Source organism: Arachnia propionica (assembly GCF_003932785.1).
In the GTDB taxonomy this organism is placed as follows: domain Bacteria; phylum Actinomycetota; class Actinomycetes; order Propionibacteriales; family Propionibacteriaceae; genus Arachnia; species Arachnia propionica_B.
Map to the genome: position 1 here is coordinate 17,141 of NZ_RQYT01000008.1, position 25,059 is coordinate 42,199.

At 64.7% G+C, this 25,059-nt stretch carries 19 protein-coding genes, 2 tRNA genes and 1 pseudogene; 9 read left to right on the top strand and 13 right to left on the bottom strand.

The features are described from left to right. The first annotated feature begins 15 nt into the window (after window positions 1-15). Both EII35_RS05320 and EII35_RS05325 read left to right on the top strand, forming a co-directional pair. Window positions 16-855: a sugar phosphate isomerase/epimerase family protein gene (locus tag EII35_RS05320; protein ID WP_125227428.1), complete on the top strand. Its 840-nt coding sequence runs from the start codon at window positions 16-18 to the stop codon at window positions 853-855. 29 nt (window positions 856-884) lie between these two features. Beyond that, window positions 885-2,057, top strand: coding sequence for a levoglucosan dehydrogenase (locus EII35_RS05325; RefSeq protein ID WP_125227429.1), 1,173 nt, complete (start codon window positions 885-887; stop codon window positions 2,055-2,057). Window positions 2,058-2,181: 124 nt separating this feature from the next. On the opposite strand, the gene EII35_RS05330 is transcribed toward EII35_RS05325, so the two are convergent. Continuing rightward, window positions 2,182-2,778, bottom strand: a complete 597-nt coding sequence (locus EII35_RS05330) for a TetR/AcrR family transcriptional regulator (RefSeq protein ID WP_185744181.1) — start codon at window positions 2,776-2,778, stop codon at window positions 2,182-2,184. A gap of 74 nt (window positions 2,779-2,852) precedes the next feature. Between EII35_RS05330 and EII35_RS05335 the strand changes: the two genes are divergently transcribed. After that, complete coding sequence (locus tag EII35_RS05335) at window positions 2,853-3,812, top strand: aldo/keto reductase (RefSeq protein ID WP_260465021.1); 960 nt, start codon at window positions 2,853-2,855, stop codon at window positions 3,810-3,812. Window positions 3,813-3,824: 12 nt separating this feature from the next. Here EII35_RS05335 and EII35_RS05340 read toward each other — a convergent pair whose 3' ends face one another. Then, entirely contained in the window at window positions 3,825-5,051 is a 1,227-nt protein-coding gene (locus EII35_RS05340) for an MFS transporter (RefSeq protein WP_185744182.1), read from the bottom strand. Window positions 5,052-5,281: 230 nt separating this feature from the next. On the opposite strand from EII35_RS05340, the gene EII35_RS05345 reads away from it, so the two are divergent. Beyond that, complete coding sequence (locus EII35_RS05345) at window positions 5,282-8,800, top strand: ABC transporter ATP-binding protein (protein ID WP_221739684.1); 3,519 nt, start codon at window positions 5,282-5,284, stop codon at window positions 8,798-8,800. Between the two features lie 49 nt (window positions 8,801-8,849). On the opposite strand, the gene EII35_RS05350 is transcribed toward EII35_RS05345, so the two are convergent. The 6 genes from EII35_RS05350 to EII35_RS05375 all read right to left on the bottom strand — a co-directional run bounded on the left by EII35_RS05350 (window position 8,850) and on the right by EII35_RS05375 (window position 15,408). Continuing rightward, window positions 8,850-9,836, bottom strand: a complete 987-nt coding sequence (locus EII35_RS05350; RefSeq protein ID WP_125227432.1) for an ABC transporter permease — start codon at window positions 9,834-9,836, stop codon at window positions 8,850-8,852. Further along, on the bottom strand, window positions 9,829-11,352 hold the full coding sequence (locus tag EII35_RS05355) for a sugar ABC transporter ATP-binding protein (protein WP_125227433.1): 1,524 nt from the start codon (window positions 11,350-11,352) through the stop codon (window positions 9,829-9,831). Before EII35_RS05355 ends, EII35_RS05350 begins: the two co-directional genes overlap by 8 nt. A gap of 55 nt (window positions 11,353-11,407) precedes the next feature. Then, window positions 11,408-12,439 (bottom strand): sugar ABC transporter substrate-binding protein, encoded by a 1,032-nt coding sequence (locus EII35_RS05360; protein WP_125227434.1) that lies wholly within the window; start codon window positions 12,437-12,439, stop codon window positions 11,408-11,410. Window positions 12,440-12,544: 105 nt separating this feature from the next. Next, window positions 12,545-13,429, bottom strand: coding sequence for a sugar phosphate isomerase/epimerase family protein (locus tag EII35_RS05365; RefSeq protein ID WP_125227435.1), 885 nt, complete (start codon window positions 13,427-13,429; stop codon window positions 12,545-12,547). A gap of 12 nt (window positions 13,430-13,441) precedes the next feature. Further along, on the bottom strand, window positions 13,442-14,446 hold the full coding sequence (locus tag EII35_RS05370; protein WP_125227436.1) for a Gfo/Idh/MocA family protein: 1,005 nt from the start codon (window positions 14,444-14,446) through the stop codon (window positions 13,442-13,444). 8 nt (window positions 14,447-14,454) lie between these two features. Beyond that, on the bottom strand, window positions 14,455-15,408 hold the full coding sequence (locus EII35_RS05375) for a sugar phosphate isomerase/epimerase (RefSeq protein WP_260465022.1): 954 nt from the start codon (window positions 15,406-15,408) through the stop codon (window positions 14,455-14,457). A gap of 166 nt (window positions 15,409-15,574) precedes the next feature. On the opposite strand from EII35_RS05375, the gene EII35_RS05380 reads away from it, so the two are divergent. Then, window positions 15,575-16,765: a Gfo/Idh/MocA family protein gene (locus EII35_RS05380; protein ID WP_125227437.1), complete on the top strand. Its 1,191-nt coding sequence runs from the start codon at window positions 15,575-15,577 to the stop codon at window positions 16,763-16,765. A 62-nt stretch (window positions 16,766-16,827) separates the two neighbouring features. Next, window positions 16,828-16,910 (top strand) — tRNA-Ser (locus EII35_RS05385). Window positions 16,911-16,913: 3 nt separating this feature from the next. On the opposite strand, the gene EII35_RS15845 is transcribed toward EII35_RS05385, so the two are convergent. Then, complete coding sequence (locus EII35_RS15845) at window positions 16,914-18,845, bottom strand: LCP family protein (RefSeq protein WP_260465027.1); 1,932 nt, start codon at window positions 18,843-18,845, stop codon at window positions 16,914-16,916. Window positions 18,846-18,990: 145 nt separating this feature from the next. Between EII35_RS15845 and EII35_RS05395 the strand changes: the two genes are divergently transcribed. Both EII35_RS05395 and EII35_RS05405 read left to right on the top strand, forming a co-directional pair. After that, window positions 18,991-19,083 (top strand) — tRNA-Ser (locus EII35_RS05395). Between the two features lie 124 nt (window positions 19,084-19,207). Then, entirely contained in the window at window positions 19,208-19,591 is a 384-nt protein-coding gene (locus tag EII35_RS05405; RefSeq protein ID WP_185744185.1) for a hypothetical protein, read from the top strand. Between the two features lie 174 nt (window positions 19,592-19,765). Here EII35_RS05405 and EII35_RS16695 read toward each other — a convergent pair. From EII35_RS16695 to EII35_RS05425, 3 genes and pseudogenes are all read right to left on the bottom strand, one after another. Continuing rightward, a pseudogene (locus EII35_RS16695) lies at window positions 19,766-20,782 on the bottom strand (recombinase family protein); the annotation flags it as partial. A 3-nt stretch (window positions 20,783-20,785) separates the two neighbouring features. Continuing rightward, the gene (locus EII35_RS05420) at window positions 20,786-21,484 is read right to left on the bottom strand and encodes an ImmA/IrrE family metallo-endopeptidase (RefSeq protein ID WP_125227439.1); all 699 of its coding nucleotides are present in this window, start codon (window positions 21,482-21,484) and stop codon (window positions 20,786-20,788) included. Window positions 21,485-21,515: 31 nt separating this feature from the next. Then, window positions 21,516-21,905 carry a helix-turn-helix domain-containing protein gene (locus EII35_RS05425; protein WP_185744186.1) on the bottom strand — a complete coding sequence of 130 codons (390 nt, stop codon included), beginning with the start codon at window positions 21,903-21,905 and terminating at the stop codon, window positions 21,516-21,518. Between the two features lie 264 nt (window positions 21,906-22,169). Between EII35_RS05425 and EII35_RS05430 the strand changes: the two genes are divergently transcribed. Further along, window positions 22,170-23,213 (top strand): virulence RhuM family protein, encoded by a 1,044-nt coding sequence (locus tag EII35_RS05430; RefSeq protein WP_125227441.1) that lies wholly within the window; start codon window positions 22,170-22,172, stop codon window positions 23,211-23,213. Window positions 23,214-23,472: 259 nt separating this feature from the next. Here the strand turns inward: EII35_RS05430 and EII35_RS05435 are convergent, their stop codons facing one another. Next, complete coding sequence (locus tag EII35_RS05435; protein WP_185744187.1) at window positions 23,473-25,044, bottom strand: SIR2 family protein; 1,572 nt, start codon at window positions 25,042-25,044, stop codon at window positions 23,473-23,475. Window positions 25,045-25,059 lie beyond the last annotated feature (15 nt).

The window sequence follows — 25,059 nt, forward strand, 5'->3', positions numbered from 1 at the left end:
AGGAAAGGAAACGACATGAAACTGGGCTACTGCTCAATCACCTGGGGTGGCGTGGTGGGTCATCCCGCCGGGGTCACCAGCGTCAAGGACCTCTTCTACCTGGCTCACGGGGACACCCTCCGAGCTGTCCGGGAGATCGGAGAGGTCGGCTACCGGGGCGTCGAGATGTTCGACGGGAACGTCGCCGAGTTCGAAGGGGAGCCGCGCGTCCTCACCGACGCGCTCCAAGCCTCTGGGTTGGAACTCGTCAGCGTGTACACGGGCGCCAACTTCATCTACGCCGACATCCTTCCGGACGAGCTGCACCGGGTGCGTCGGGCTGCGCAGTTGGCCGCGACGTTCGGGGCGAAGCGGCTGGTGGTCGGGGGAGGCGCCCGTCGTGCCGCTGGTACCACCGACGAGGACTATGACCGGCTGGGACGCTCGCTGGACACCGTCTGCGAGATCGCTGAGGAACACGGCCTCGAGGCCAGCTATCACCCACACCTCGGCACCATCGTCGAGAATCCGGACGAACTCGAGATCATCATGAAGCGAAGCCGGATCGCCTTCTGCCCGGACACCGCGCACCTCGCTGCCGGTGGCGGGGATCCGGCCGAGATCATCCGCAGGTACCCCGATCGGGTCAAGCACGTGCATCTCAAGGATTTCCAGCCGGAACCCTTCAACTTCCTGCCCCTGGGTGAGGGCGTGCTGGATCTCCCTGACATCGTCTCGGCCATTGCCGAAGCGGGCTATGACAGCTGGCTGATGGTGGAGCTGGACGAGTACGACGGCGACCCGCAAGAGGCTGCCCGCATCAGCAGGAACTACCTGGAGAAGGTGCTGGCGGATGCCGGCATCCCGTGCAACTGACACACCGATCGGGACGAGGAGTAACAGACATGCAGGAAATCAATGTGGGACTCATCGGCGGCGGGTTCATGGGCAAGGCCCATTCGCTCGCCTACGCCGCGATGCCGATGTTCTTCTGGCCGGCGCCGGCCATTCCGGTACGCAGGATCGTGGCCGAGGCCGACGCCGATCTGGCAGCCGTGGCGGCGAAGCGGTTCGGGTTCGAGCGCTCGACCGCGGACTGGCGCGAGATCGTCGAGGATCCTGACGTTCACGTCGTGGACATCGCGACTCCGAACAATCTGCACGCGGAGGCGGCCATCGCGGCTGCTCAGGCGGGCAAGCACATCATCTGTGAGAAACCCTTGGCGCGGACCTCCCAGGAGGCCAAGGCGATGTACGAAGCGGCCAAGGGCGCGGGAATCGTGCACATGGTGGCCTTCAACTATCGACGCACCCCGGCGGTGGCGTTGGCCAAGAAGTACATCGAGGAGGGGGCCATTGGCCGAATCCTCAGTTTCCGTGGGACCTACCTCCAGGACTGGAGCGCTGACCCCGACTCGCCGCTTTCGTGGCGCTTCCAGAAGTCCATCGCAGGCTCCGGCGCCTTGGGGGACATCGCCACCCATGTGATCGACATGGCGCGTTATCTGGTGGGCGAGGTTGCCTCCGTCAACGCGATCATGAACACCTGGATCGCGGATCGGCCGGTCCAGGCCGAAGGCGCTGATCTTCTCGGGACGAGCAAGAACAGCGGTGGACCTCGTGCTGAGGTGGATGTCGACGATGAGGTGATGACGATGCTGAAGTTCGCGGACGGCGCCGTCGGTTCGGTGGAGGCCACTCGCAATGCGTATGGCCGGAACAACTTCATCACGCTCGAGATCCATGGGACGGAGGGCTCCATCCACTTCAACTATGAGCGACGCGACGAACTCCAGGTGTGCTTCGCCAGCGATGGTTCGGATCGGCGTGGCTTCCGCACGGTGTACACCGGACCGGCGCACCCCTACGGCGATGCCCTGTGGCCGATCCCGGCCCTGGGAATCGGGTACGGGGAAACGAAGATCATCGAGGCGCACGACTTCATCAAGGCGATTGTGGAGGGCGGCACGGTGAGTCCGAACTTCGCTGACGGTTATCAGATCGCGCTGATCGAGGATGCCATCGCTGCCTCGGCGGCCTCGGGCAGCTGGGTCGACGTGCCGTCGATCGACGGATGACCTCTTCCCTCCTGTAGGGGACGGCGGCGTGGACCCGGGATGGGTTCACGCCGCCCTTGGTTCGAGGCGCATCACGGGGCTTGAGGCCGAGGGCGATCGGGGCTCCCAAGCGGATGGTGAGTGCTCAGTCGATTCCCCGGCTGGCCAGATAGGCGTCGATGACCGTGCAGAGTTCCTGCGTGTCGCGGTGCTCGTCGCCCGTGACGGTGCCGAGCAGCGGCAGGCTGCCGCGGAAGACGGCGCTGGCCTGGCGGGCGGCAAGCTCGAGGTCGTCCCTTGGCAGGTCGGGGTTGCGTTCGGCCAGGAGGGTGACGAGGCGGGCCGCGAAGGCCTGATTCACGCCGTCGACCTCCTGGCGCAGCGACGCCGGCAGATTCGGGTGTGCGTAGATGAGGGTGAAGGTGGCGTTGGCACGCTTGAACTCGGCCAGTGGGTGGAGGAGGGTCGAGATCAGATCCCGACGCGGAGTGGCCGCGCTGATCGTGGGCCACACCCCTTGGTAGACCTCGCTGAGGCGGGTGAGGTAGTCGTGGACGACGGCCCGCAGGATGTCGGTGCGGTCGGTGAAGTACTGGTACAGCGAGCCGGGGGAGATGCCCGCCTCGGCCGCGATGGCGTTCGTCGTCGCCCGGTCCACTCCGTCGCGGGCGAACACGACGACGGCGGCCTCGACGATGGCGGCCATCCGGGCCAGGCCGCGGGCTGAACGTTGGGTCGCCACAGCTCCTCCTTGTGGATGCGAGCAAAAGCTCGTATGTTGGTGCGAGTCATTACTCGCATTGAGAGGATAACGCAGTGAGGCGAAGCATCGGAGGCATCGAGACCTTCCCCATTGGGCTCGGCTGCATGGGCATGACCATGTCCTACGGGCCCGTTGACAAGGCCGAGGCGGCAGCGACGGTGCAGGCCGCCGTCGACGCGGGCGTCACCCTGTTCGACACCGCCCAGATGTATGGCGGCGGCCGTAACGAGGCATTCATCGGCCCCTTGCTGGAGCCGTTCCGTGACGAGATCGTCCTCGCCACGAAGTCCGGCATCAGGAGCCTTGGCGGCCTGCCGGTCGGCCTGGACGGCCGCCCCGAGTCCATCCGCAAGGGACTCGACGCGTCACTGAAACGGCTGCGCACCGACCGGGTCGACCTGTACTACCTGCACCGGGTCGACCCGAAGGTGCCGCTGGAGGACAGCGTCGGTGCGCTGGCCGACGGGGTGCGCGCGGGCAAGGTGCGTGCCATCGGGCTCAGCGAGGTCACCGGGAACCAGCTCCGTCGCGCCCACGCCGTGCACCCCGTCGCAGCCGTCCAGATGGAGTGGTCGCTGTTCTCCCGCTTGCTGGAGGACGACGTGCTGCCGGTCGCCCGGGAGCTCGGGGTCGGGATCGTCACCTACTCACCGCTCGGCCGGGGCATGCTGACCGGGTCGCCCGCGGCGACGACCAATCTTTCCCTCCTCGACTACCGCCGCATCCTGCCGCGCTGGCGCAAGGAGAACCTCGCCGCGAACCTCCGAACCGTGGACGTCATCCGGCAGGTCTCGGCCCGTCACGACGCCACCCCCGGTCAGGTGGCACTGGCCTGGGTGCTGGCCCGCGGCGACGACGTCGTCCCGATCCCCGGCACCAAACGCCGCCGCCACCTCAAGGAGAACCTCACGGCGCTGGAGCTCCGGCTCAGCGCGGAGGATCTCGCCGAACTCGACCGGATTCGCGCCCGGGGCGACCGGTACGGGAGGCTCGGGGTGAGCGCGGAGGAGTGAAGCTGTGGATCTTCACACGGCGTCTGCAGTGGTTGGGTTGGTGTGGGCGAGGGTTTTGTCGACGATGAGGTAGGTGATGGCCAGGCCGGCGGCTGCCAGTACCGTTGCCACCACGCTCACGATGGTGAATCCGGCGGAACCCGCGAAGGCGACGCCACTTCCACCGGCCACGACCATGATGACGCCGGAGATGGTCGTGAGGGTCGTGAAGTCGGTTCCTGAGCTCTCGAGCCTGGTCAGATCCATGGCGATTGTCAGGGTGACCGCGGAGGCGGCGGCGAAACCGGCGTTGGACAGCACGGTCACGGCGACAGCGGTCACGGTGGACCTGGGGTCGAGGCTGAGCCAGATCGTCGCTGCTGTGCCGACGAGTTGAACAAGACCGAGCCACAGCAGGGAACGGCGGCGCCCCAGCCGAGCGATGAACCAACCCCCGAGCAGGCCGCTCAGGGTTCCGGCGACACCGCCGCCGATCACGATCACCGCCGCCAGACTCTCCTCGGGCCAGCCTGCTGCCGTGAGCATGGGGCGCAGGAGGTTGTACGAGACGGTGCCGCCAGCCACGTACAGCGGCATGATGACGAATGCCCAGATGGCCACGCCCGGACGCCGGAAGAACGCGATGATGGTCCGCGGTGTGACATGGGGCTTCGCCAGGTGGGCGGAGGTCCGGTTCTCCGGCCAACTGAGGATCAGGGCCAAGGGTAGGGCGCTGAGGAGGGCGAGTACCACCATCGCGACGCTCCATCCGAATGTCCCCGAGATCATCAGGAGCAGGCCGCCGCCCACCACCTGGGCGAAACTCGCCCCAGCGGCCTGCGCGCCATTGCCGATCCCACGGTCCGTCGCCCCGAGGAGTCGCGTCGTCGTCGCATCGGCGGCGACGTCCTGAGTGCCCGCGAAGACGAACATGACCGCGAAGACGGTGAGAATGGTGGCGAAGTCGCGGGCCGGGCTCAGGAGGGCCAGGCCCAAGGCGCCGAGGGTCAGCGCGACGTGGCAGAGGATCAGCCAGCCTCGGTAATGGCCGAGGAGGCGGGACCCGAAACGATCGACCAAGGGTGCCCACAGGAACTTGAGGACGATGATGAGGGCGAGTCCGGCAGCCGCTCCCAGGACCTCCAACGACATTCCGGCGCGTTGGGCGGCGATGAGGAATGTGTAGTTGTAGGCCGCCAGACACAGGTTCTGTGTGCTGTAGAGGGTGGCAACGAGTGTGAGTCGTCTGGTGCGCCCCATCAGCTGACCTGTTGCCGCAGTGGGTTGAAGGGCGCTGCGAGCTGCCTCGGTTGAGGGAGAGGGCGACATCAGGGCTCCTGCTGGAGGGGGCGACAAGGGGCGAAGCTCTAGCGATACTATGGCAAGCCTCGCCTTACTAGCAACGGGAAGGGTGTGTCTCGATGGCTCGTTCGACGAATCGAGCAGCTGCACGGAGTGTCGTGGAGGCAGCGCGGGTGCAACGAGCCCGATTGGCCCTCAGTTCGATCCTCGCCGTTGCGGCGGCCCTGGCTGGGCTGGTGCCCTATGTCGTCGTCTTCCTCGTGGCCGACGAGTTGTTCGTGCGACGGAGTGGGCACTCGGGGCACCTGGTGGTGTTGGCGTTCTGGGCGGCGGGGGCGGTGGTGCTCAAGGTGATGCTCAAGGCACTGGCGAACGCCGTCTCCCATGCCGCCGCCTATCGTGTCCTGGCCGACCTGCGCCTGGCCCTCGCCGAGAAGATCACCAGCATGCCCCTCGGCAGGGTGCGGTCCTACAGTTCTGGACACCTCCGCAAGGTGCTCCAGGACGATGTCGAACAACTCGAACTGGGGCTCTCCCATGCCATCCCCGACCTCTCAGCGGCGCTCGCGGTTCCGCTGGCCAGCATCGTCGTCATGTTCGTCATCAGTTGGCCGATGGCCCTGGCCGCACTGTTCGTCGTCATCCTCGCCGTTGCCCTCGTCGTGTGGGGGGTGAGACGATCCTCGGGAATGGCGACCGAGGAGTCCCGGGTCAAGAGCGACCTCAACACTTCTGTCATCTCCTTCCTGCGTGGCATGAAGGAGATCCGTGGTTTCATGCCCGGGCGGACCGGTTTTGCCGCAACGGATGCCGCGATCACCGGGATCCAACGCGTGGAGGACGCGAAGATGGCGCGAGGGAAGTGGCAGGCCGTGGCCTCCACCGCGCTGGTCGGGAATGCGCTGCTCTTTCTCCTCCCCCTGGGTCTGTGGCTCCTCCATGCCGGTGCCCTCACCTCCTCGTCACTCATCTTCTTCCTGCTCATCGGTACGGGTTTCGCCCAGCCACTGATGAACCTGATGATCAGCCTGGCCGTGCTGCAGTACCAGATCGAGGCGGGTGTGAGGGGTATCGATCAGATCCTCAAGGAACCCGATCTCACCAGCCCCTCGACACCGCGGGTTGCCACGGGGACCATGATCGAGTGTCGTGGGGTCCGGTTCGCCTACGGCGATGGGGGGCCGGAGGTTCTCGGCGGCATCGACCTCACGGTCCCTGCCGGAGGGAGTCTCGCCCTCGTCGGCCCCTCCGGAGGGGGGAAGTCGACGCTCATGGGCCTGCTGGCCCGGTTCCACGACCCGACCGCCGGTGCGGTGATGCTGGGTGGGGTGGATCTCAGGGAGATGGACCCGGTGACACTCATGACGCGGGTCGCCTATGTGCAGCAGGATGACCACCTGTTCGCTGACACGGTGCTCAACAACATCCGCATGGCCCGCCCAGATGCCACCGACGAGGAGGTGGTCGAGGCCGCTCGACGTGCGAGGGTCGCGGATTTCATCCCCAACCTCGCCGACGGCTGGGACACCGTTCTTCCCTCAGGGGGCGGAAACCTCTCCGGAGGGCAGCGGCAACGGATCTCGATCGCCCGCGCCATGCTCAAGGGGGCCGGAGTCGTTCTGCTCGATGAGGCCACCGCCTTCCTCGACCCGGAGAGTGAGCGTGCCGTCGGTGAAGCCGTCGCCGAGCTCCGACGCAGTGCGACGGTCGTCACCATCGCGCACAGGCTCGGTTCCATCGTTGACCACGACCGTGTCGCCTACATCGACGAGGGACGGGTGCTGGCCCTCGGTCGGCACGCGGACCTGCTCACCAGCTGCCCCGACTATGCAGAACTGTGGGAGGCCTACCAGCACACCCAGGGGTGGCGTCTCGAGGCCCGTGAGGCCTCCGCCGCCCACCCCGCCGCACCTCCATCGCCGCGACGCGGGCAGGGAAGCGAGTCAAGGAGCCGCCCGGGGACCGCTCCCCGCGTGGCGGGTTTGACCCGCATGGGTCCCATCCGACAGTGGTTGTCGATGCTGGGGGAGCGCAGGGGCGACCTGTGGCGGCGGGGCATCTGGTGGATCCTCCTGGACGGCATGCTCACGAGCGCGCCGATCGTCGTCCTGCTCCTCGCGCTCCTCGAGGTGCTCGGTGATGGCCCCGATTCGAGCTCGTGGTGGCGGTACGGCCTGATCCTGCTGGCCCTGTACCTGGCCCGCTGGGTGGCAGGGGTTGGCCTGGCCAGCACCTGGTGGCCCACTGCCAATGCCGCCATCGCGGCACTGAGACGCGGAGTGCTGGCGCATCTGCGGCGCATCCCGATGGGGCGCTACGTCCGTTTCGACGTCGGCCGCACCGCCACCCTGGTCACCTCCGACCTACCCCTGATCGACTTCACGAACCTTCCCGCACGACTCATCGTCGGGGTGATCCAGCCCCTGGTGGCGACGGTGGTGCTGTTCCTGCTCGACTGGCAGCTGGCGGTTGCCGCGTTGCTCGGGTTGCCGGTCTTCTTCCTCCTGTTGTTCCTGGCCAACCGGGTGCAGCGGGGGGTGATGGGTGAGGTCACCCGGATCCGGTCGCAGGCCACGACCGATCTGCTGGAGCTGGTGCGTGGGACGGCGGTGTTGCGCGCGAACCCGGATGCGCCGCAGATCGGCCGGTACCGGGCCACGGTTGAGGAACTGCGGCGGGCCAGTGTGGCGATGGCCGTCCGCACCAGCCCCGTCAGTTCCCTGGCCTCCGTCATCCTGGAGTTGGGTTTCGCGATGCTCGTGCTGTTCGTATGCCTCCGCACCGTCGGGCAGAGCCTGCCGCAGGACGTGGCCCTGCTGCTGCTCGTCATCGCCCTGAGCATCTACCGGCCTTACCAGGAACTCATGGACTTGGCCAACTACCGCCACCTTCAGGAACACATCGTGGAGCGGGTCGCGGAGGTCTGGGACGTCGATCCCATGCCCGAGAACCCGGTTGCAACGGCAACGGGCAGCGCCGTGGAGTTCCGTTCGGTCGGCTTCTCCTACGACGGGAGACGCCCGGTGCTCACAGACGTCTCCTTCGAGGCCGCGCCGGGGCGGGTCACCGCGCTCGTGGGGCCCTCCGGTGCCGGGAAGACGACGGTGAACAACTTGGTGGCCCGTTTCTGGGACACGACGGAGGGCGAGGTCCTCATCGGAGGAGCAGACGTGCGTCACCTGGGAGAGGACGCCCTGGCCGGATTGGTGACCACCGTCCATCAGGACGTGTACCTCTTCCCCGCCACGGTGCGGGAAAACCTCACGCTCGGGGCGCAGGTCGAGGAGGAGCGACTGCTGGCTGCCCTGGAGGCAGCTCAGGCGTGGGGCTTCGTCGAGCGGCTACCCAGGGGGCTCGACGAGCCTTTGAGCGAGGGTGGGCTCAACCTGTCCGGTGGGCAACGTCAGCGACTCGCGATCGCCCGTGCCCTCGTGAAGGACGCTCCCGTGCTCCTGCTCGATGAGGCCGTCGCGGCCGTGGATCCGCGAACCGAGGTGAAGATCCAGCGAGCCCTGGAAAGCCTGGTGCAAGGACGGACGGTGATGGTGGTTGCGCATCGGCTCAACACCATCCAAGGGGCGGACCGGATCGTGGTGCTCAACGACCACACCGTCGAGGCCAGCGGCACCCACGGCGATCTGCTTGCCTTGAGCGCCACGTATCGACGGTTGTGGGAGGCAACCTCAGCCTCCACCCCACGCCCATGAAAAGCCATGGGGCCCGGATTGCTCCGGGCCCCATGGTTGTGATTGAGGATCAGCGTCGGCGGTTTTTCCGCTCGTCGATGATGATGGCGAGGATGATGATCGCGCCCTTGACCACCATCTGCCAGAACGGGGAGACACCCAGCATGGTGAGGCCCACGTTGATGACGCCGATGATGAGGGTACCGACCATGACGCCCCACACCGTGCCGACGCCGCCGTTGAAGGAGGTGCCGCCGATGACGGTGGCGGTGATGACGTCGAGCTCCAGCATGACACCGAAGCTCGGGTTTCCGGTGGTGTTGCGTGCCGTGAGGACGATGGCGGCGACGGCGGCCAGCAGACCGATCATCGTGTAGATCTTGAAGTGGTTCTTCGCCACCGAGATGCCGGAGACCTTGGCGGCCATCTCGTTGCCACCGATGGCGTAGATGTGACGCCCGAACCGCGTGCGGTTGTAGACGAACCACATCGCCACGGCCAACAGGACCAGGATGATGATGGGCGTGACGCCCTGACCGATGGCCGTGAACCCGGGGGCCAGGTTGCTGACCGGACGCCCGTTGGTGATGATGTTCGCGAAACCGCGGGCCGCGGTCATCATGCCCAGGGTGGCGATGAACGGCGGGATCTTGAAGATCGCGATGAGGCTGCCGACGGTGCCACCGACGAGAGCCCCGGCCAGGAGACCCATGAGCAGGGACACGAAGATCGGCATGGCGGGGAGCCCTGGGATGAGGGTCCCGGCACCGGGCCGCTGGGCGAAGGCCGCCACGATCACGGAGACGAACGCGACGGTGGAGCCGACGGACAGGTCGATGCCCTTGGTGATGATGGCGGCCATCATGCCGAGGGAGATGATGCCGATGGGGGCCACCTGGACCACCAGGTTCATCAGGTTCTGGGTGGCGAAGAAGCGTCCCTCGGTCAGGATCGTGAAGAGGATGACGAACCCGATCAGGATGAACAGGATGGAGTAGGTGCGGATGAACTCGCCCACATCGAACTTGGTGCGCGAGACGGAAGCAGTATCAGACATTGGTGTTTCCTTCGGACTCTGGGGCGCCGTCGCCACCGGTGGCCAGGTGCATGACGGATTCCTGGTTCGCCTCCTCGCGGGAGAGCTCACCGGAGATGCGCCCCTCGTGCATGACGATGATGCGGTCGCTCATCCCGAGGACCTCGGGGAGCTCGGACGAGACCATGATGATGGCCTTGCCCTCCTGGGCCAGCATGGACATCAGGCGGTGGATCTCGGACTTCGCGCCGACGTCGATGCCCCGGGTGGGTTCGTCGATCATGAGCACCTCGGGCAGGGTGAGCATCCAGCGCGAGATGAGTGCCTTCTGCTGGTTGCCGCCTGAGAGGTTCTGGATGAGCTGGCGCAGCGTCGGGGTCTTGATGCGCAGCTTCTCGCGTTGATCCTCCGCGTCATGTTTCATCTTGCCGACGTTGAGGACGCCGCCGGGGCTGTAGTGGGGTAGGGCGGCGACTGTGATGTTGTCGGCCACGCTCAGTACGCCCATGATCCCGTTGAGCTTGCGGTCCTCGGTCAGCAGGGCCATTCCGGCCTTGATGGCATCCGACGGCTGTTTGATGGTGAGCTTCTGGCCGTCGAGCCAGACCTCGCCGGAGTCGGCCTTCTCCATCCCGAAGATGGTCTCCAGCACCTCGGTGCGTCCGGCGCCCATGAGCCCCGCGATGCCGAGGATCTCGCCGCGACGCAGGTCGAAACTCACGTCCTTCACCATGGAACCGCGGTTGAGATTGCGCACACTGAGGACGACCTCGCCGATCTCGGCCTCCAGCTTCGGGAACAGGTCGGTCAGCTCCCGACCCACCATGAGCTGGATGAGCTTGTCCCGGTTCAGTTCCTTCGCCGCGTACGAGCCGACGTGCTGGCCGTCGCGGAAGATGGTGATGTCATCCGAGATGCGGAAGACCTCATCCATCTTGTGCGTGATGTAGATGATGGCCACACCGAAGTCGGTGAGCCGCTTGATCATCTTGTGCAGGTGCGCGACCTCGCGCTCGGGGATGGCCGAGGTGGGCTCGTCCATGATGATGATCTTGGCGTCATAGCTGATGGCCTTGGCGATCTCCACCATCTGCTGCTTCGCGACCGTCAGGTTCTTCATCCGGGCGCGTGGGTTGATGTCGATCTCCCACTCGTCGAAGAGCTCCTGGGTCTTGTCGATGATGGCCTTGGGGCTGAGCAGCCCGAAGCGGCCGCGCTGCTCGCGGCCCAACCAGATGTTCTCGGCCACCATCATCTCGGGAACCGGGGACAGCTCCTGGTGGATCATCGAGATCCCGTGCTCCAGTCCGTCCTTGGTGTTCTTGAAGTTGACGACGTCCCCGGCCAGTTCGACCGTGCCCTCATCGGGGGTGTACATCCCGATGAGGCATTTCATGAGGGTCGACTTGCCCGCCCCGTTCTCCCCCATGAGGGAGTGCACGGTGCCGCTGCGCACATCAAGGTTCACGTTGTCCAGGGCGACGACGCCCGGGAAGGTCTTGCGGATGCCCTGCATCCTCAGGATGGTCTCCTGCATGGTTCACCTCACTGGGAAAACGGGGGTCGGGCCACTGCCCGACCCCCGTTCTCACTCACTTGTACTTGGCCGTGTCCTCCGGGGTGACCAGGACGTAGGGGACGTCCACGACGGCGGGAACCGTCTCACCGTTGATCATCTGGATGGCGGTGTCGACGCCGGCCTGTCCCTGACCCTTCGCATCCTGGAAGACGGTCACCTCCAGCTTGCCCGCATCCATGGCGGCGATGGCGTCGGCGGTGGCGTCCACGCCACCGACGATGACGTCATCCAGCTTGCCCGCGTTCTCCAGGGCCTGGATGGCGCCGAGGGCCATCTCGTCGTTGTTGGAGCAGATGACGTTGACCTCGTCGCCGGACTGCAGCCAGGTCTCGGTGATGGCCAGGCCCTTGTCGCGCTGCCACAGGCCGGCCTGGGTGGTGACCAGCTTCATCTCCGGGTACTTCGCGACGGTGTCCGCGCAGCCCTTGGTGCGCATCTGGGCGGCCTCTTGAGTGGGATCACCCTGGAGGATGAAGACGTTGCCCTTCTCGCCCGCGAGCTTCGCGAGGGCCTCCATCTGGATCTGGCCCGCGTAGAGGGAGTCGGAGCCCACGTAGGGCACACCGGCCGGGAGGTTGTCGGGGCGGCGGTTCACGTAGATGAGCGGAACTCCTGCCGCCTGCGCCTTCTCGGTGATCTGCTGGGTGGTGGCGGTGTCCTGGGGGAGCACGATGAGCGCGTCCACGCCACTGGCCAGGAAGTTCTCGATCTGGTTGAGCTGAACCTCGACCTTCTCCTCGGCGGAGTTGATGGTCACCTCGATGCCGGCCTCGCGGCCACGCTCCTCGATGGAGTCCGCGACGGTCTTGAGGAACTGGTCGAGCACCGGGAACGATGCGCCGATCTTCAGCTTCTTGCCGTCCTTGGGCTTGACCACGTCGCCGGGCTCGTACTTGACGGTCTCCCCGCTGGTGGGGAACTTGGCATCGCCGCCGCCCCCCTGTGCCCCGTTGTTCGACGGCTGGGTGTCGCCGGTGCTTCCGCAGGCGGAGAGCCCGAGGGCGGCAGCGGCAAGCAGCGCCGCGATCTTGGGTGCGCGTTTCATGTGCTTCTCACTTCCTTGTGTGGCGTTCCGGTCAGGGTACCGGCCTTGCAACGGGTCGATCCTCCCGCACCGGGGCCATATATGTCAATACAAATGGCTGGTTTGTTACGCCGTCGCCCCCTGTCGGTTCGTCAGTTCCCGCTCGATCCGCTCCCGCATCCGGACGTGGATCGCGTCGGCCTCCTCCTCCCAACCGAAGACGCACACCGAGACGGGCCCGTCGTAGTTGATCTCCCTCAGGTAGCCGAACACCTCGTCCCACGGCACCTCGCCGTTGCCGATCTCGTTGTGCTGATGGATGCGGGCGTCGACCCCCGGCGGGTTGATGATGTAGCGGTTCCCGACGTTCGCCAAGTGGTTCCACACGTCAGCGATGTGGACGTGCCTCAGGCGGGGCCCCGCGTACTCCATCATCGCCCGCGGGTCGCCGCGTCCCTCAGAGAGATGGAACATGTGGGGCAGGCAGAACTCGTAGTTGAGCCACGGCTTGTTCACCCCGCGCACGATCTGCACCGCGCGTTCGTTGGTCTCGACGAAGTCGTACGGGTGCGCCTCAATGGTGCACTCGATGCCGCGTTTCTCGAAGTCGGGGATGAGTTCCTCGATGGAGCGGTAGAACTGGTGTTCCGACTTCAGCGGCTCGTTCGGGTCGCCGGAGAACTCCGTCGCGATGAGGGGTACCTCCAGCTCCTCCGCGATCTCCAGCAGCCGACGGAAGTTGCGGACCTGGGCCTGCCGCTCCTGCTCGTCGGGGGAGGACCAGTTGAACACCGGGTTGAAGGTCCAGATCTTCACCCCCGACTCGCTCATGGCCTTCTTGACCTTCGCGATCTCGTGGTCGTCGACCTTCGGGTAGTGGTGCCACTCGTGGAAGTCGGCGCGCGGCGACAGCTCGATGTACTCGTAGCCCAGTTCGGCCGCCTTGAAGCACTCCTCCGCGACGCTCAGGTGCGGGTGGTACATCGACGGGTCCAGCAGGATCTTGACCATCTCAACTCCTCCTCAGGCGTAGAACTCGGGTTTCGGCAGCATCTCGACGGGCACCCAGCCGTCGACCTCGAGGGCCTGCACCCCCGCGTCGCACACGACGGCGGCCGCGTAGCCGTCCCAGCTGGACGAGCCGGTGTGACGGTCCTCCGAGACGGCGGTGATCCACTCCTGCACCTCGCGCACGAAGGCCGTCCCGAAACGCTGGTTGTGGTCCATGGTGAGACGGTTACGGCGCCCCTTCAGGTCGGCGCGCTGCACCAGCTCCTGGTCACCGAGCCGCACCACACCGGTCTCGCCGACCAGCTCGCACTGGATGTCGTAGCCGTACTGGCAGTTGACGAACACCTCGTCGTCGACCCGCACCCCGGAGGTGGTCTCCAGGATGAGCACGAGCGGGTCCTGCAGGTGCGGGAACCGATGGCTGGTGCGCTTCGGCTTGTCGACACGGACCCGGGTGAACTCCTCGCCGAGCAGCCACCGCATGGTGTCGATCTCGTGGATGGCGGTGTCGTTGATGGCCATGTCCCACGTGTACATCTCCGGCACTGTCGGGTTGCGGTGCGCGTTGTGGACCATGAGGGCCTCGCCGATCTCGCCCGCGTCGAGCAGCTGCTTCATCTCCTGGTAGGAGGGGTCGAAGCGGCGCATGAAACCGACGGTGACGAGGCGTTTCCCAGCTCGCTGCTCGGCCTCCATGATCCGCACGCACGCGTCGGCCGTCGGCGCGAGGGGCTTCTCGCAGAACACGTACTTGCCCGCCTCGATCGCGGCGATGACATCCACCTCGTGGGCGGGGCCGTAGCTGCAGATCATCACCGCGTCGACCTCGGGTGAGGCGATGAGCTCGGCCGAGCTGGTGAAGGCGCGACCGTCGATCAGCTCCGCCACCTTGGCGGCGTTGTCGGCGTTGAGGTCGGCGACGGCGACGACGCGGCCGCCCGCGATGACCGAGTGGATGCGGTGGATGTGGGCCTGCCCCATGCCGCCGGGGCCGATCATTCCGATGCGCAGCGTCATGTCACACCTCACTTCACGCCGAGTCCGATGGAGGCCAGGTATTCGCGGACCTTGATGGCATTGGGCAGCGGGTAGGACGGGTCACAGCCGTACATGTCCTGCTCGCAGATGACGTAGAGCTCCTTGTCGAGGTCGGCCAGCGCCTCGACAAGGCTCGGCATGTCTGGCTCGCCCTCCGGGGGTGGCACCGAGCAGCCCGCCTTGACCGCCTTGACGAACGGCCAGTCCTCGTCGTGGGCCTGTTTCACGATCTTCGGGTCCATCGCCTTGATGTGGACGTACTCGATGCGTTCCGGGTAGTCCTTGATGAGTTCGATGTTGTCGGCCATGCCGTAGACGATGTGGCCGGTGTCGAGGCAGAAACCGACGTACTCGGGGTCGGTTGCCCGGAAGATCCGGTCGATGTCCTCCCGGGTCTCGATGTGGGAGTCGCCGTGGGGGTGGAGGACGAGCTTGAGTCCGTAGTCCTCCTTCATCATCCGGCCGAGCCGGTTCGCGTTGGTGATGTAGAGCTGCCAGGCGTCCCCGTCGAGGTGGCGCACGTCGGTGTACTCGCCGGTGTGCTCGTCGCGGAACATCGGCGGCAGGTGGACGACGTACTCCGCGCCCACGGCGGCGTGGGTCTCGCCGACGCGGCGGAACAGGTCCTCCGTGTCGGCCCAGGCCTCGGCCTTGTGGAGGATGCCCCAGGCGGTGCCCGCGACGACCCGGAAGCCGCGCGCCCCCATCTCGTCGGCGAGTCGCTTCGGGTCGGTGGGGAAGTAACCGAAGGGGCCGGTCTCCATGACGGAGAACCCAGCCTCGGCCATCTGGTCGAGAGCCTGCTCCCAGGGGATCTGCAGCGGGTCCTCGGGGAACCAGACACCCCACTGGTCGGGGCACACGCCGAGGGTGAGCTTGTTGTAGCGGGGGTCGGGGTTGCGGGACTTGTCCATCGCGGGGCCTCCAAGGGTGCGCTTCATCGGGCAGCTTCAGCGTAGGACTGCTGAAATTGTGCTGTCAATTGGTTCTTGAAGTCCCGATGATGCTGCGAATCGTGTTCAAAATCCGGCGTGATCAGGCGCGAGTGAATCCTGTAATGTGCAGACAAGAACGCGCCATCGTGGGTGCGGCAGAGTGGAGGTCAACGTGGAACGCAGGATCATCGGTGTGGGGGTCATCAGCCTCGGCTGGATGGGAAGGCTCCACGCCCGGAGCTATCGGGCCCTCGCGGAGCGGTTCCAGGACCTCGGGGCGGACGTGTGTCTCGTCGCCGCCGCTGACACCCAGGAGGCGGTGTGCGAGGAGGCGGTGAACGCGCTCGGTTTCGAACGGGCCTACCGCGACTACCGTGAGCTGCTCCGCGACCCGGACGTCGACGTCGTGAGCATCTGCTCCCCGAACTTCCTCCACCACGAGATGGCGATGGCGGCCATCGAGGCGGGCAAGCCGTTCTGGATCGAGAAGCCGATGGGGGTCAGCGCGGCTGAGTCGCGGGAGATCGCCGAGGCGGCGGATCGGGCCGGCCTGGTGACCGCCGTCGGCTTCAACTACCGCCACACCCCGGCCATCCAGCGGGCCCGGCGGCTCATCCGCGACGGCAGGCTCGGGCGGATCACCAACGTGCGCTGCTGGCTCATCGCCGATTACGCCAGCTCGCCGACGGGGCCGCTCACCTGGCGGCACAGCATCGCCAAGTGTGGACACGGAGTCCTCGGTGACCTGCTCAGCCATGGGGCCGATCTCGTCCAGTACGTCGCGGGACGGGTGACGGCCGTCACGGCCACCACCTCACAGTGCATCACGGAGCGCCCCATTCCCACGAAGATCGGGGTGGGTCACACCGGCTGGGAGGTCTCCGACGAGATGGGGGCCGTCGAGAATGAGGACCTCGTCGCGATGATCGCGAAGTTGGAGGGTGGCGCCTTCGCCACGTTGGAGGCCAGCCGGATCGCCGTCGGGCCGCGCGCTGAGTACGTGCTCGAGGTGTACGGCACGAACGGGTCGCTGCGCTGGAACTTCGAGCACCTCAATGACCTGGAGATCTGCATCGGCGTGGACCAGGAGTTCCAGGGCTACACCAGGGTCATGGCGGGGCCGGACTTCCCGGGATTCTCGACCTTCCAGCCGGGTGCGGGGACGTCGATGGGCTTCGATGACATGAAGGCCGTGGAGGCGTCGCTGTTCATCCGCTCCGTCGTGACCGGCGAGCAGCTGGCCCCATCGGCTGCGGACTGCTGGGCGGCTGCGGAGATCGACGAGGCCGCGGTGCGTTCTGCGGCCGACGGGCAGTGGCACGAGATCCCCGACGTCACGGGACGGACCACCTGGGCCGAGTGACCGCTCCCCGCTCGCGCGCGCTCCATCCCCTATGATGGGTGCGCGCGGGCGCATGTCCGTGTGGCGAGATCGCATAGTGGACTAGTGCAGCCGCCTTGAAAGCGGCCGAGGGAAACCTCCGTGGGTTCGAATCCCACTCTCGCCGCCGTCATTCCTCGGGGTGGTAGGCGCAGGCGTCGGAGATGACCTCTGCGGGCGGTGCCTCCGACTCCGTGGCCTTCGGGGCCTCCGACTTGTTCGGCTTGGCCTCCTGGGTGGACTCCTCCGGCTTCTGGGGCTTCGCCTCCTCGGTCGGCGTCACCTCGGGGACGGGGGCCGACGACGTGGGCTCGGCGGTCGTGGTGGGTGCGGCCGACTCGGTTGCGGTGCCGGTGGCGCCGATGGCCTCCGCGACGGAGCGTCGCATCTCCTTGAAGTCGGGGTTCCCGTACACGTAGCCGTACGACCCGTCGACGAACTGGAGCCGGGTGACGTCAGCGTCCTTGACCTTGAGGGCGAGCTCGACGATCGGCTGGAGGGCGTCCTGCGGGATGTCGGTCATCACCATGTCCTTGGAGGCCTTGGCGATGGCCTCGTAGGAGGTGAGCATCGTCTGCGGGTTCGCCTGGCGGATGACCGCGCCCACGAGGCAGGACTGACGGGCCATGCGGTCGTAGTCGTCCACCCCGTAGCGGCTGCGGGCGTACCACATGGCGTGGTAGCCGTCGAGGTGGCGGTTCGGGCCGGGCTCCAGGTAGCCGTGGGGCCTGACGCCGGCATCCTTGTTGCCGCCGATGGGGATCTTCCTGTTGATGTTGACGGTGACGCCGCCCATGGCGTCGATGAGTTGCTGCAGCCCGTCGATGTTGATGAGGGCGAAGTAGTGGATCTTGAGGCCAGTGATGCCCTCGACCCCGAGCTTGAGGGCCTCGGCCCCGGGGTAGGTGGCGGGGCTGACGGCCTTGGTCATCTCGGGGTGGTCGCCGTTGACGGTGCGTTCCCAGATGGCGTTGATGTACCACTCGGCGGGGTTGTCGTTGGGGTTGGTGAAGCCCTTCGGGAAGACCTTGGCGAGCTTGGACCCCTTCGGGAAGGGCGTGAACTGGACGTTGCGTGGGATCTGGACCAGCGTCGTGGCACCGGTGGCGGTGTCGATGGAGGCCACCATGATGGTGTCGGTGCGGGGCACGTAGACGCCGTTGTTGTCCTTCTTCCGTGTCTCGGTGCTGTCCGCGCCGAGCAGCATGATGTTGAGGCGCGGCATGCCCTCCCAGACATTGGAGCCGGCGACGATGGTGGGTCGGCTCGTCGAGACGACCTCGTTGGCCTCCTTGAACACGGAGTTGACGAGGTCGCGGCTGGACAGGGCGTAGCGGGCACCGACGGCGAGGGGTGCGCCGATGCAGAAGGTCAGGGTTGCGACGAGGCCGGCGCCGAGGGCGCGTCGCCCCAACCGGAGTCCCGGGGGGCGGGTCAGCAGGTGGGTCGCGGTGACCAGCAGCACCCAGGAGATCGCGAGGGCGATGAGCAGGGCGGTGATGATGGCGAGGGAGTCGGGGTTGACGGCGAGTCCGGCGAGTCGCCCGAGATCGGTGAGCGCGGTGTAGCCGACGACGCCGAGGCACGCCAGGAAGGTGACGGGGGCGAGGACGCCGAGGAGTCTGGCCCAGCGGGGTTTCGTCCCGACCAGCCCCACGCCGGGCAGGAGCGCGCTGGCGGTGGTGAGGAGGAGGCTGCGTTTGAGGGAGGAGCGGGTGGGTTCGATGCCCGCATCCTTGCTGTTGGCGGCGGGAGAGGGCGGCTCGGGTGTGGGCGCGTCGTCGTGCGTCTCGGGACGGAAGAATCGGTCGTCGGGTCGGAAGGGGGCGTCGTCGCGCCCGGCGTCGATGCCCTCGTCGGAGAGGTGCCGGGGGAGCGGGTCGAGGGGGGCACCGTGTCGGGGCGCGGGTGAGATGTACTCGTAGCGTGGGGCGGCGCTCCTGCGCGGCTGCTCGAGTGTCGTCTCGTTCTCGGTCGGAGGGGGTTCCGGGCCACGACGAGGAGAACCCTCCCGGTAGAACCCGGAGTACTTCCCGTCGGACAAGACGGCACCTCCCTTCATCACGTCAAGGTTCCTGCCAGTGTACTTGCCCTCCGAAGGGCCAAGCGGTCAAGCATTCAGCGGCTGTGAGCGACGGGGTGGGGAACGGCCGGAGCCGATCAGGGTTGCCGCCCCCGTCGCGCCTCGGTTACCCTTGTCCGGTCGTGGAGGTGTCGCCTAGTACGGTCTATGGCGCCCGCCTGCTAAGCGGGTTTGGGACTCAATCCCATCGCGGGTTCAAATCCCGCCACCTCCGCCAGACGACGCTTACTCGAACCCTCGGTGGCAACACCGGGGGTTCGTTGCGTGTCGGGGGCGCCTGCGGGTGTCCCCGTTCGCGTTGTGAGGGCCTGTGGGGCGTTCGGGGCGTCGTGGACGGTCTCATGGTCGTCTGGTGGGGTTCCGGTGCCTGTGAGGGCGTCGTGGAGGGTGGCAAAGGGTTCTTTGAGGGTGGAGGTGGTGACGGTGGTGGTTTTGGTGGTGGTGTCGTCGAGGTGGATGGCTTCGAAGAGGGCATGGCAGAGCAGGCCGCGGACGGCGTCGGGGACGTGGGTGTAGAGGGCGCCGATGTCGGTCATGAGGTCGAGGCAGGTGGTCAGCACGTCATGCCCGATGGCCAGGCGCTGGTCGGTGTCGCGTTTCTCGTCCTCGAGTCGGGTTCGGGTGTTCTCGATTGTGCGGAGGCGCTGTTTGGCGGCGTCGCGGGGGATGTCGCCGTCGGCGAGGAGGTCGATGACGCGTTCTTCCTGGGCGGCCAGGGTGCGTAGTTGTTCGGTGACGGCGCGGTTCATCTCGCGGATGGTGGCGTGGTGGTGGTCGAGGGCTGCGGTGAGTTGCTGTTGGGTGCGTTCGGCCCATTCTGGTTGGAGGCTGATGCCGGTCACATGGCGTTCGACGGCTTCTTCGACCAGCGCCACGGGCAGGTAGGGCATGTCGCAGTGGCCTTCTTGGCGGCCACGGCAGAGGTAGTAGGCGTAGGTGCCGCCTTTGCCCTTGGCCTGGGTGTAGACGAAGCGGCTGGTGCGTCCTTGGGCTCGGCAGCGGTCGCAGAAGAGGATGCCGGTTTTGAGGTAGTGGTGGTGGATGCGGTCGCGGGTGTTGTTGGAGCGCAGGGCTCGGACGTCCTGGACGCGGTCGAAGAGTTCCTGGCTGACCAGGGGCTGGTGGCGGCCCTTGAACTGTTCACCTTTGAAGGTGACGATGCCGGTGTAGTAGGGGTTGGCGAGCAAGCGGTGCAGCGCGGCGATGGAGATGGGCCTCGGCGTCGGGTAGCGGCGGGTCGGTCGGGATTTCAAGCCGAGGTCGGCCATGGTGATCTGGAGCTGCTCGATGGAGTAGTCGCCAGTGGCGTATAGCTCGAACGCCTTACGGATGAGGGGACCACGCTCGGGGTCGACGCCGATGGTGTTCACGCGGCGTCCCTCGACGTAGTCAGTGATGTTCAGATACCCCAGTGGGGCGACGCCGCTGGTGCCGCCCTGTTCGATCTTGCGGCGCAGCTTGATGCGGATATCAGCTCCGTCGGCGGCGGAGCGGTATTCATTGACGGTGGCGAGCATGCCGTGGACGAGCTGGCCCTCGGGGGTCTCGTCGATGTTCTCGGTGGCGGAGATGAGCGCCACGCGGGCGGTGCGGAGCTCCATCATGGTCACGGCGTCGTCGAAGCGGTTGCGGTTCAGGCGGGAGAGCTTGTAGACGATGACGTACTCGACGTCCTTCTGCTGGCGGATGCGGGTCATCATCTTGCGGAACTCAGGACGGTTCGTAGTGTTGGTGCCGCTGCGGCCGAGTTCGACGTACTCCCCGACGACCTGAATGCCCAGTTGCTTGGCCTTGGCCTTGCAGATTTTCCGCTGGGTCGGGATGGACAAGCCCTCGGGGTCGTAGTCGGTGCGAACCTGCGATGGGTCAGAGACTCGCAGGTACAGCACGGCGCGTTGTGGGGTGGTCTCAGTCATGCTTTATCTCCTCCCGTAGTGCGGTTGTTGGATGGTGAAGCGCTGCGGCTGCCAGCGTGGGGTGTGGATGGGGCGGGCGCAGCGGGCTGGTAGGGGTTCGGGGTCGAGGGGACGGGCGATGCCGGTCTGGTCGATGCGGACGCGGATGGCGGCTTCGGACACGGCGAAGTGGTCGGCCAGGGCGGTGGTGGTTTGGAGTCCGGCGGCCCAGGCCTGTTTCAGGGCGGTGCGCGGGACGAGGGCGCAGCCTGCGAAGTAGTCGGCGGCCCGTTCTGCCTGCTCGTGGGCGGTCGGCTGCGGGGAGCGGCTCCAGTAACGCCTGGTGGTCGCAGGCTGGTGTTCGGTGTACAGCCAGTGGGTCTGGCCGTGGTCGATGATGTGCTTGAACTCGTGCAGCATGGTGAAGCGCTGCCGTACCTCGGGGTCGCCTGCATTCAGGCAGATGATCCACTCCTTACCGTTCCAGTGGCTCATGCCGGAGACCGGGAGCGGTTCGTGGACGACGCGGATGCGTGGCAGCTGGGCCAAGTGGTCTTCGGTGATCCCGGTGAGCTGGTAGCTAGGGTGGCTGGCGGCGAGGAGGGTGCAGAGTTTGGCGGCCTGGCGTTCGGCCAGGTTCAGGGCCTCGGTGAAGCTGCAGGCGCGGCGGGGTGTGAGCTGGCGGAGGCTCCTGAGAATGCTTGGTGTGCTTGATGTGGTCATGGAGCCTCCTTTCGTGTGAAGCAGTTGTGGTTTATCTGATGCGCCCGGTTGGTCCGGGGTGTGCGGGGTCTTCGTCCTCGCCCGGGGTGGGGCCGGTGGTGTGTTCGTCGATGCCGTATTTGCCAGCGATGCGTTGAAATGCGGCCGTGATCTCGTCGTGGGCCTCGGGTGGCAGCTGTCGGTACTTGGTGCGCAGATATGGCGTGAAGGTGGGCAGTGTAGGGGTGAGGTTGTAGCCAGCAGCCTCGATGATTTCCAAGGGCTCGACCCCGTAGGTCTCGGTCAGGGCCAGCAGGCGGTCGATGCGAGTGCTGGGTGTCTTGCCCTGTTCGAGGAGGGAGATGGCGCCCAGTGAGATGCCGGATTCGGCGGCCGCCTGACGGACGCTCAGGCCTGCGGCCTCGCGGGCTTCCCGCAGCAAGCGCCCGAGTTTGGGTTGGGGTCTGGCCCGGGGCGGAATCCCCCGCGCGGTCCCGGAATGCGGGAGGGTACCCTGAGAAATGGGCGTGGAAATGTGGCGTGGTTCGTTCATATTTCTATTGTACGCTCCGCGTTTAGAATTGTGAACGGGTTTGGTGGATATTACAACGGTTTATAGGGGTAGTGGGGCTTGGTCGAGCGATCAGTCCTGCAGCCCTCGCGCAGTCATCTAGCTATGGCCGCACCTATGCGATACAATATCCTTATGCAGGATAGCAATCTTCCTCGACTCTCGGGCAAACTGATCCGCAACTCCACAGCTGAGTTTTTGATCTTCACCAGCCAAGAGGGTGGATCCAGTATCGAAGCTCGGTACGAAGAGGGAACCATCTGGCTGAGCCAAAAATTGATGGCTGAGCTGTTCGGCACCTCTCGGGAGAACATAACGCTACATCTTCGCAACATCTATGACGATGGTGAGCTTGAAGAGATGGCAACCTGTAAGGATTTCTTACAGGTTCGCCAAGAAGGGTCACGGCAAGTCAAACGCCGAGTGGCCCACTACAACCTCGATGCCATCATCTCGGTGGGTTACCGGGTCAACTCGGTGCGCGCCACCCAGTTTCGCCAGTGGGCTACCCAGGTGCTGCGTGATTTCGCCATCCGGGGCTACGTCATCGACCGTCAGCGGATGGAGAACGGAACTTTTCTCGGTGAAGACTACTTCGAGCGACTCCTGGAGGAGATTCGTGAGATCCGTCTGTCCGAGCGTCGCTTCTACCAGAAGATCACTGATATCTACGCCACCAGTGTGGACTACAACAAGGATGCTCCGACCACCAAGCGCTTCTTCGCCACGGTGCAGAACAAGCTGCACTACGCCGTCCACGGCCAGACCGCAGCCGAGCTCATCCAGTCGCGAGCCGACGCTGCTCAACCACACATGGGGTTGACGTCATGGGCTGGCAGCCCTGATGGCAAGATCCTCCGTAGCGATGTCACGATCGGAAAAAATTACCTCACCCGAGAGGAGCTGGAAGACCTCGGTCGCTTGGTCAACGCCTTCCTGGACTTGGCGGAATCCCGGGCTCGCCGCCGGATCCCCATGACCATGGAAGACTGGGAGAAGCGGCTGGACGCCTTCTTGAATCTCGATGACCGACAGATACTCGACAATGCTGGCAGTGTCTCCAAGTCCCAGGCTGACGACCACGCACTGAGCGAATTTGAGAAGTTCCGCATCGTGCAGGACCAGAGCTACCTCAGCGATTTCGATCGGCTGAGAAACGGGCTCGGAGAAGAAGCGTGATGGTGCGGGAGGTCGGGCGGAGCCCTGCTTAGGGGATTGAGGGTCGGGGCTGTTTTTTGTGGCGAGAGCAATACTCTTCGTTTGGAGATATGAATGGATTTGAGGATTTTAAACGATCTATGGGGGGTGCAGCGTCCGTATGAGGGAGGTGTTTACGACGACGCATCTTCGATGCAAAACGCCTCGGCAGAGAGTTTTGAGGCTTCAAGGTCCGACACGTGAATAGTGACCCATATATCCTCGGGTTAGACGGACAATGTCACTCCCGGAGGGAGCTAGGAGTTTTGAGCCAGTCTCGCGCAGTGCCAATCATCGCGTGCAGCATTAGATCTGCCTTCTTTTCATCTCTGGGAGGCAAGATTGATTTGTTGGCAGGGGCACTACTTGCGATAGTCAGAACTCCCACTGGGAGTCGAGAGTTGTAAGCCGATCTAATGTAGACTGGGACGGAGAAGTAGCTATTCCATCTGCGAACAATTCCTCCGGGTGTCTCGCCGCGTATCTCTGAGGTGTCCTTATGGATCGCGCGCCCTTCAGTCAGTGCTACCACTGAAGATATCTTTGAAGACCTCTCAATTTCTTGCGAGTTAAGGAATTCGCGATCTGTTAGAACTGCTTGGCTAGTCGCCCATAGCACAAGCTCTCGATTCAAAACCGGGTTTCTTCTTACCCATAATTCTAGCTTGAAATGTTCGCCAGAGTCATGTCTTTCGCCCTGCTTATCTACAAGATCAAGAGTTGCCTCCAAAAGCTCGGACAGCTTTCTTTGCAGCTTCTGGTGGTCTTGGGCGAGGCTCGACTTGCTCCATTCTTCCCACCAGTTTACCAGTCGATTTCCGTACCGAATGGGTTTGTACTTAGTTCCTCTTGCTTGAGCGACGAGACTGAGGGTAACCTCTTCGACAAGCTGAGCTACTTGGCACTTGAAATCAGCAAGCTGAAGGGAGAGGCCAAGAGAGCGAGCGCGAGCCTCAAGGTGGTTAATGTAGCGTTGGTGCTCAATATCGTAGTTGTTGGAGAATTGATAGGATTCGATGGGCATTACGCAGACTCTTTGGGAGCTCGCTTTTTCTGTCGCGGTTCGAATTAGGGAATGAACGAGGGGTCCGTCGCTTAGGCTTGATCCGACTATAAGTAGCGACTCATCGTCGTTAAACCTCTCCTGGAGACGTGATTCGATGGATGACCTGTATTTAGCGTAATCGTGCTCGGAAATAACGAGAGCTGAGTTGCCAAGTGAGTCTGAGGGGGATACTCTCCCATGGAGGTAGGTGAGGTCTACTGAAACGCCTGCACTGCCGGGGGCGGTTTCTTCTCCTGGTCGGTTTTTTAGAAGCTGATATGTCCCATCCTTATTAAGAACGTAGACTTTTAGATTTGGGGTTGTATCTGGCAGTGACTCTCTATCTAATATCCAGCGCTCTTCTAAGAAATAGTCGTAGTTGGTAGTGATAATAGACACTTTCTTGCCCTGGTGTGCTAGTCCTCGGGCTAAGTTGGTGATACTCCGGGCTAGGCGACCTTCCTCCCATGAGTTCCCACTGTAGAGATCTTGTGCTAACCTCGCGCCAATTTTCTGCTGGAAGTCTGGCCACCCTTTGCCTGCGGTATCAACGTGCAATCCATGCATTATTGTAGCTGTACCTTCTGGCCCCAGGGCATTTAAGAGCACCTCAACCTCTTCTGGGTCGGGTGGCGTTAGTCTTCCGCGTTCATGCTGTGCATAGAAGTAGTCCGCTAAACGCTTTATTAGTTTGGGCCAAGTAAGTCCAGTTCTATTAATGCTAACGCCTGCGCCGCAGTAAATAGTAAGGCTGTCGGCTTTCGTCAAGGTCTCTAGTACTCG

Excerpts from the sequence above, each read along its gene's own strand:
- EII35_RS05320 (WP_125227428.1), top strand. The coding sequence starts at position 16 with ATGAAACTGGGCTACTGCTCAATCACCTGGGGTGGCGTGGTGGGTCAT.
- EII35_RS05325 (WP_125227429.1), top strand. The coding sequence starts at position 885 with ATGCAGGAAATCAATGTGGGACTCATCGGCGGCGGGTTCATGGGCAAG.
- EII35_RS05340 (WP_185744182.1), bottom strand. The coding sequence starts at position 5,051 with ATGGGGCGCACCAGACGACTCACACTCGTTGCCACCCTCTACAGCACA.
- EII35_RS05350 (WP_125227432.1), bottom strand. The coding sequence starts at position 9,836 with ATGTCTGATACTGCTTCCGTCTCGCGCACCAAGTTCGATGTGGGCGAG.
- EII35_RS05355 (WP_125227433.1), bottom strand. The coding sequence starts at position 11,352 with ATGCAGGAGACCATCCTGAGGATGCAGGGCATCCGCAAGACCTTCCCG.
- EII35_RS05360 (WP_125227434.1), bottom strand. The coding sequence starts at position 12,439 with ATGAAACGCGCACCCAAGATCGCGGCGCTGCTTGCCGCTGCCGCCCTC.
- EII35_RS05365 (WP_125227435.1), bottom strand. The coding sequence starts at position 13,429 with ATGGTCAAGATCCTGCTGGACCCGTCGATGTACCACCCGCACCTGAGC.
- EII35_RS05370 (WP_125227436.1), bottom strand. The coding sequence starts at position 14,446 with ATGACGCTGCGCATCGGAATGATCGGCCCCGGCGGCATGGGGCAGGCC.
- EII35_RS05375 (WP_260465022.1), bottom strand. The coding sequence starts at position 15,408 with ATGAAGCGCACCCTTGGAGGCCCCGCGATGGACAAGTCCCGCAACCCC.
- EII35_RS15845 (WP_260465027.1), bottom strand. The coding sequence starts at position 18,845 with ATGAAGGGAGGTGCCGTCTTGTCCGACGGGAAGTACTCCGGGTTCTAC.
- EII35_RS05405 (WP_185744185.1), top strand. The coding sequence starts at position 19,208 with ATGGTCGTCTGGTGGGGTTCCGGTGCCTGTGAGGGCGTCGTGGAGGGT.
- EII35_RS05420 (WP_125227439.1), bottom strand. The coding sequence starts at position 21,484 with ATGACCACATCAAGCACACCAAGCATTCTCAGGAGCCTCCGCCAGCTC.
- EII35_RS05430 (WP_125227441.1), top strand. The coding sequence starts at position 22,170 with ATGCAGGATAGCAATCTTCCTCGACTCTCGGGCAAACTGATCCGCAAC.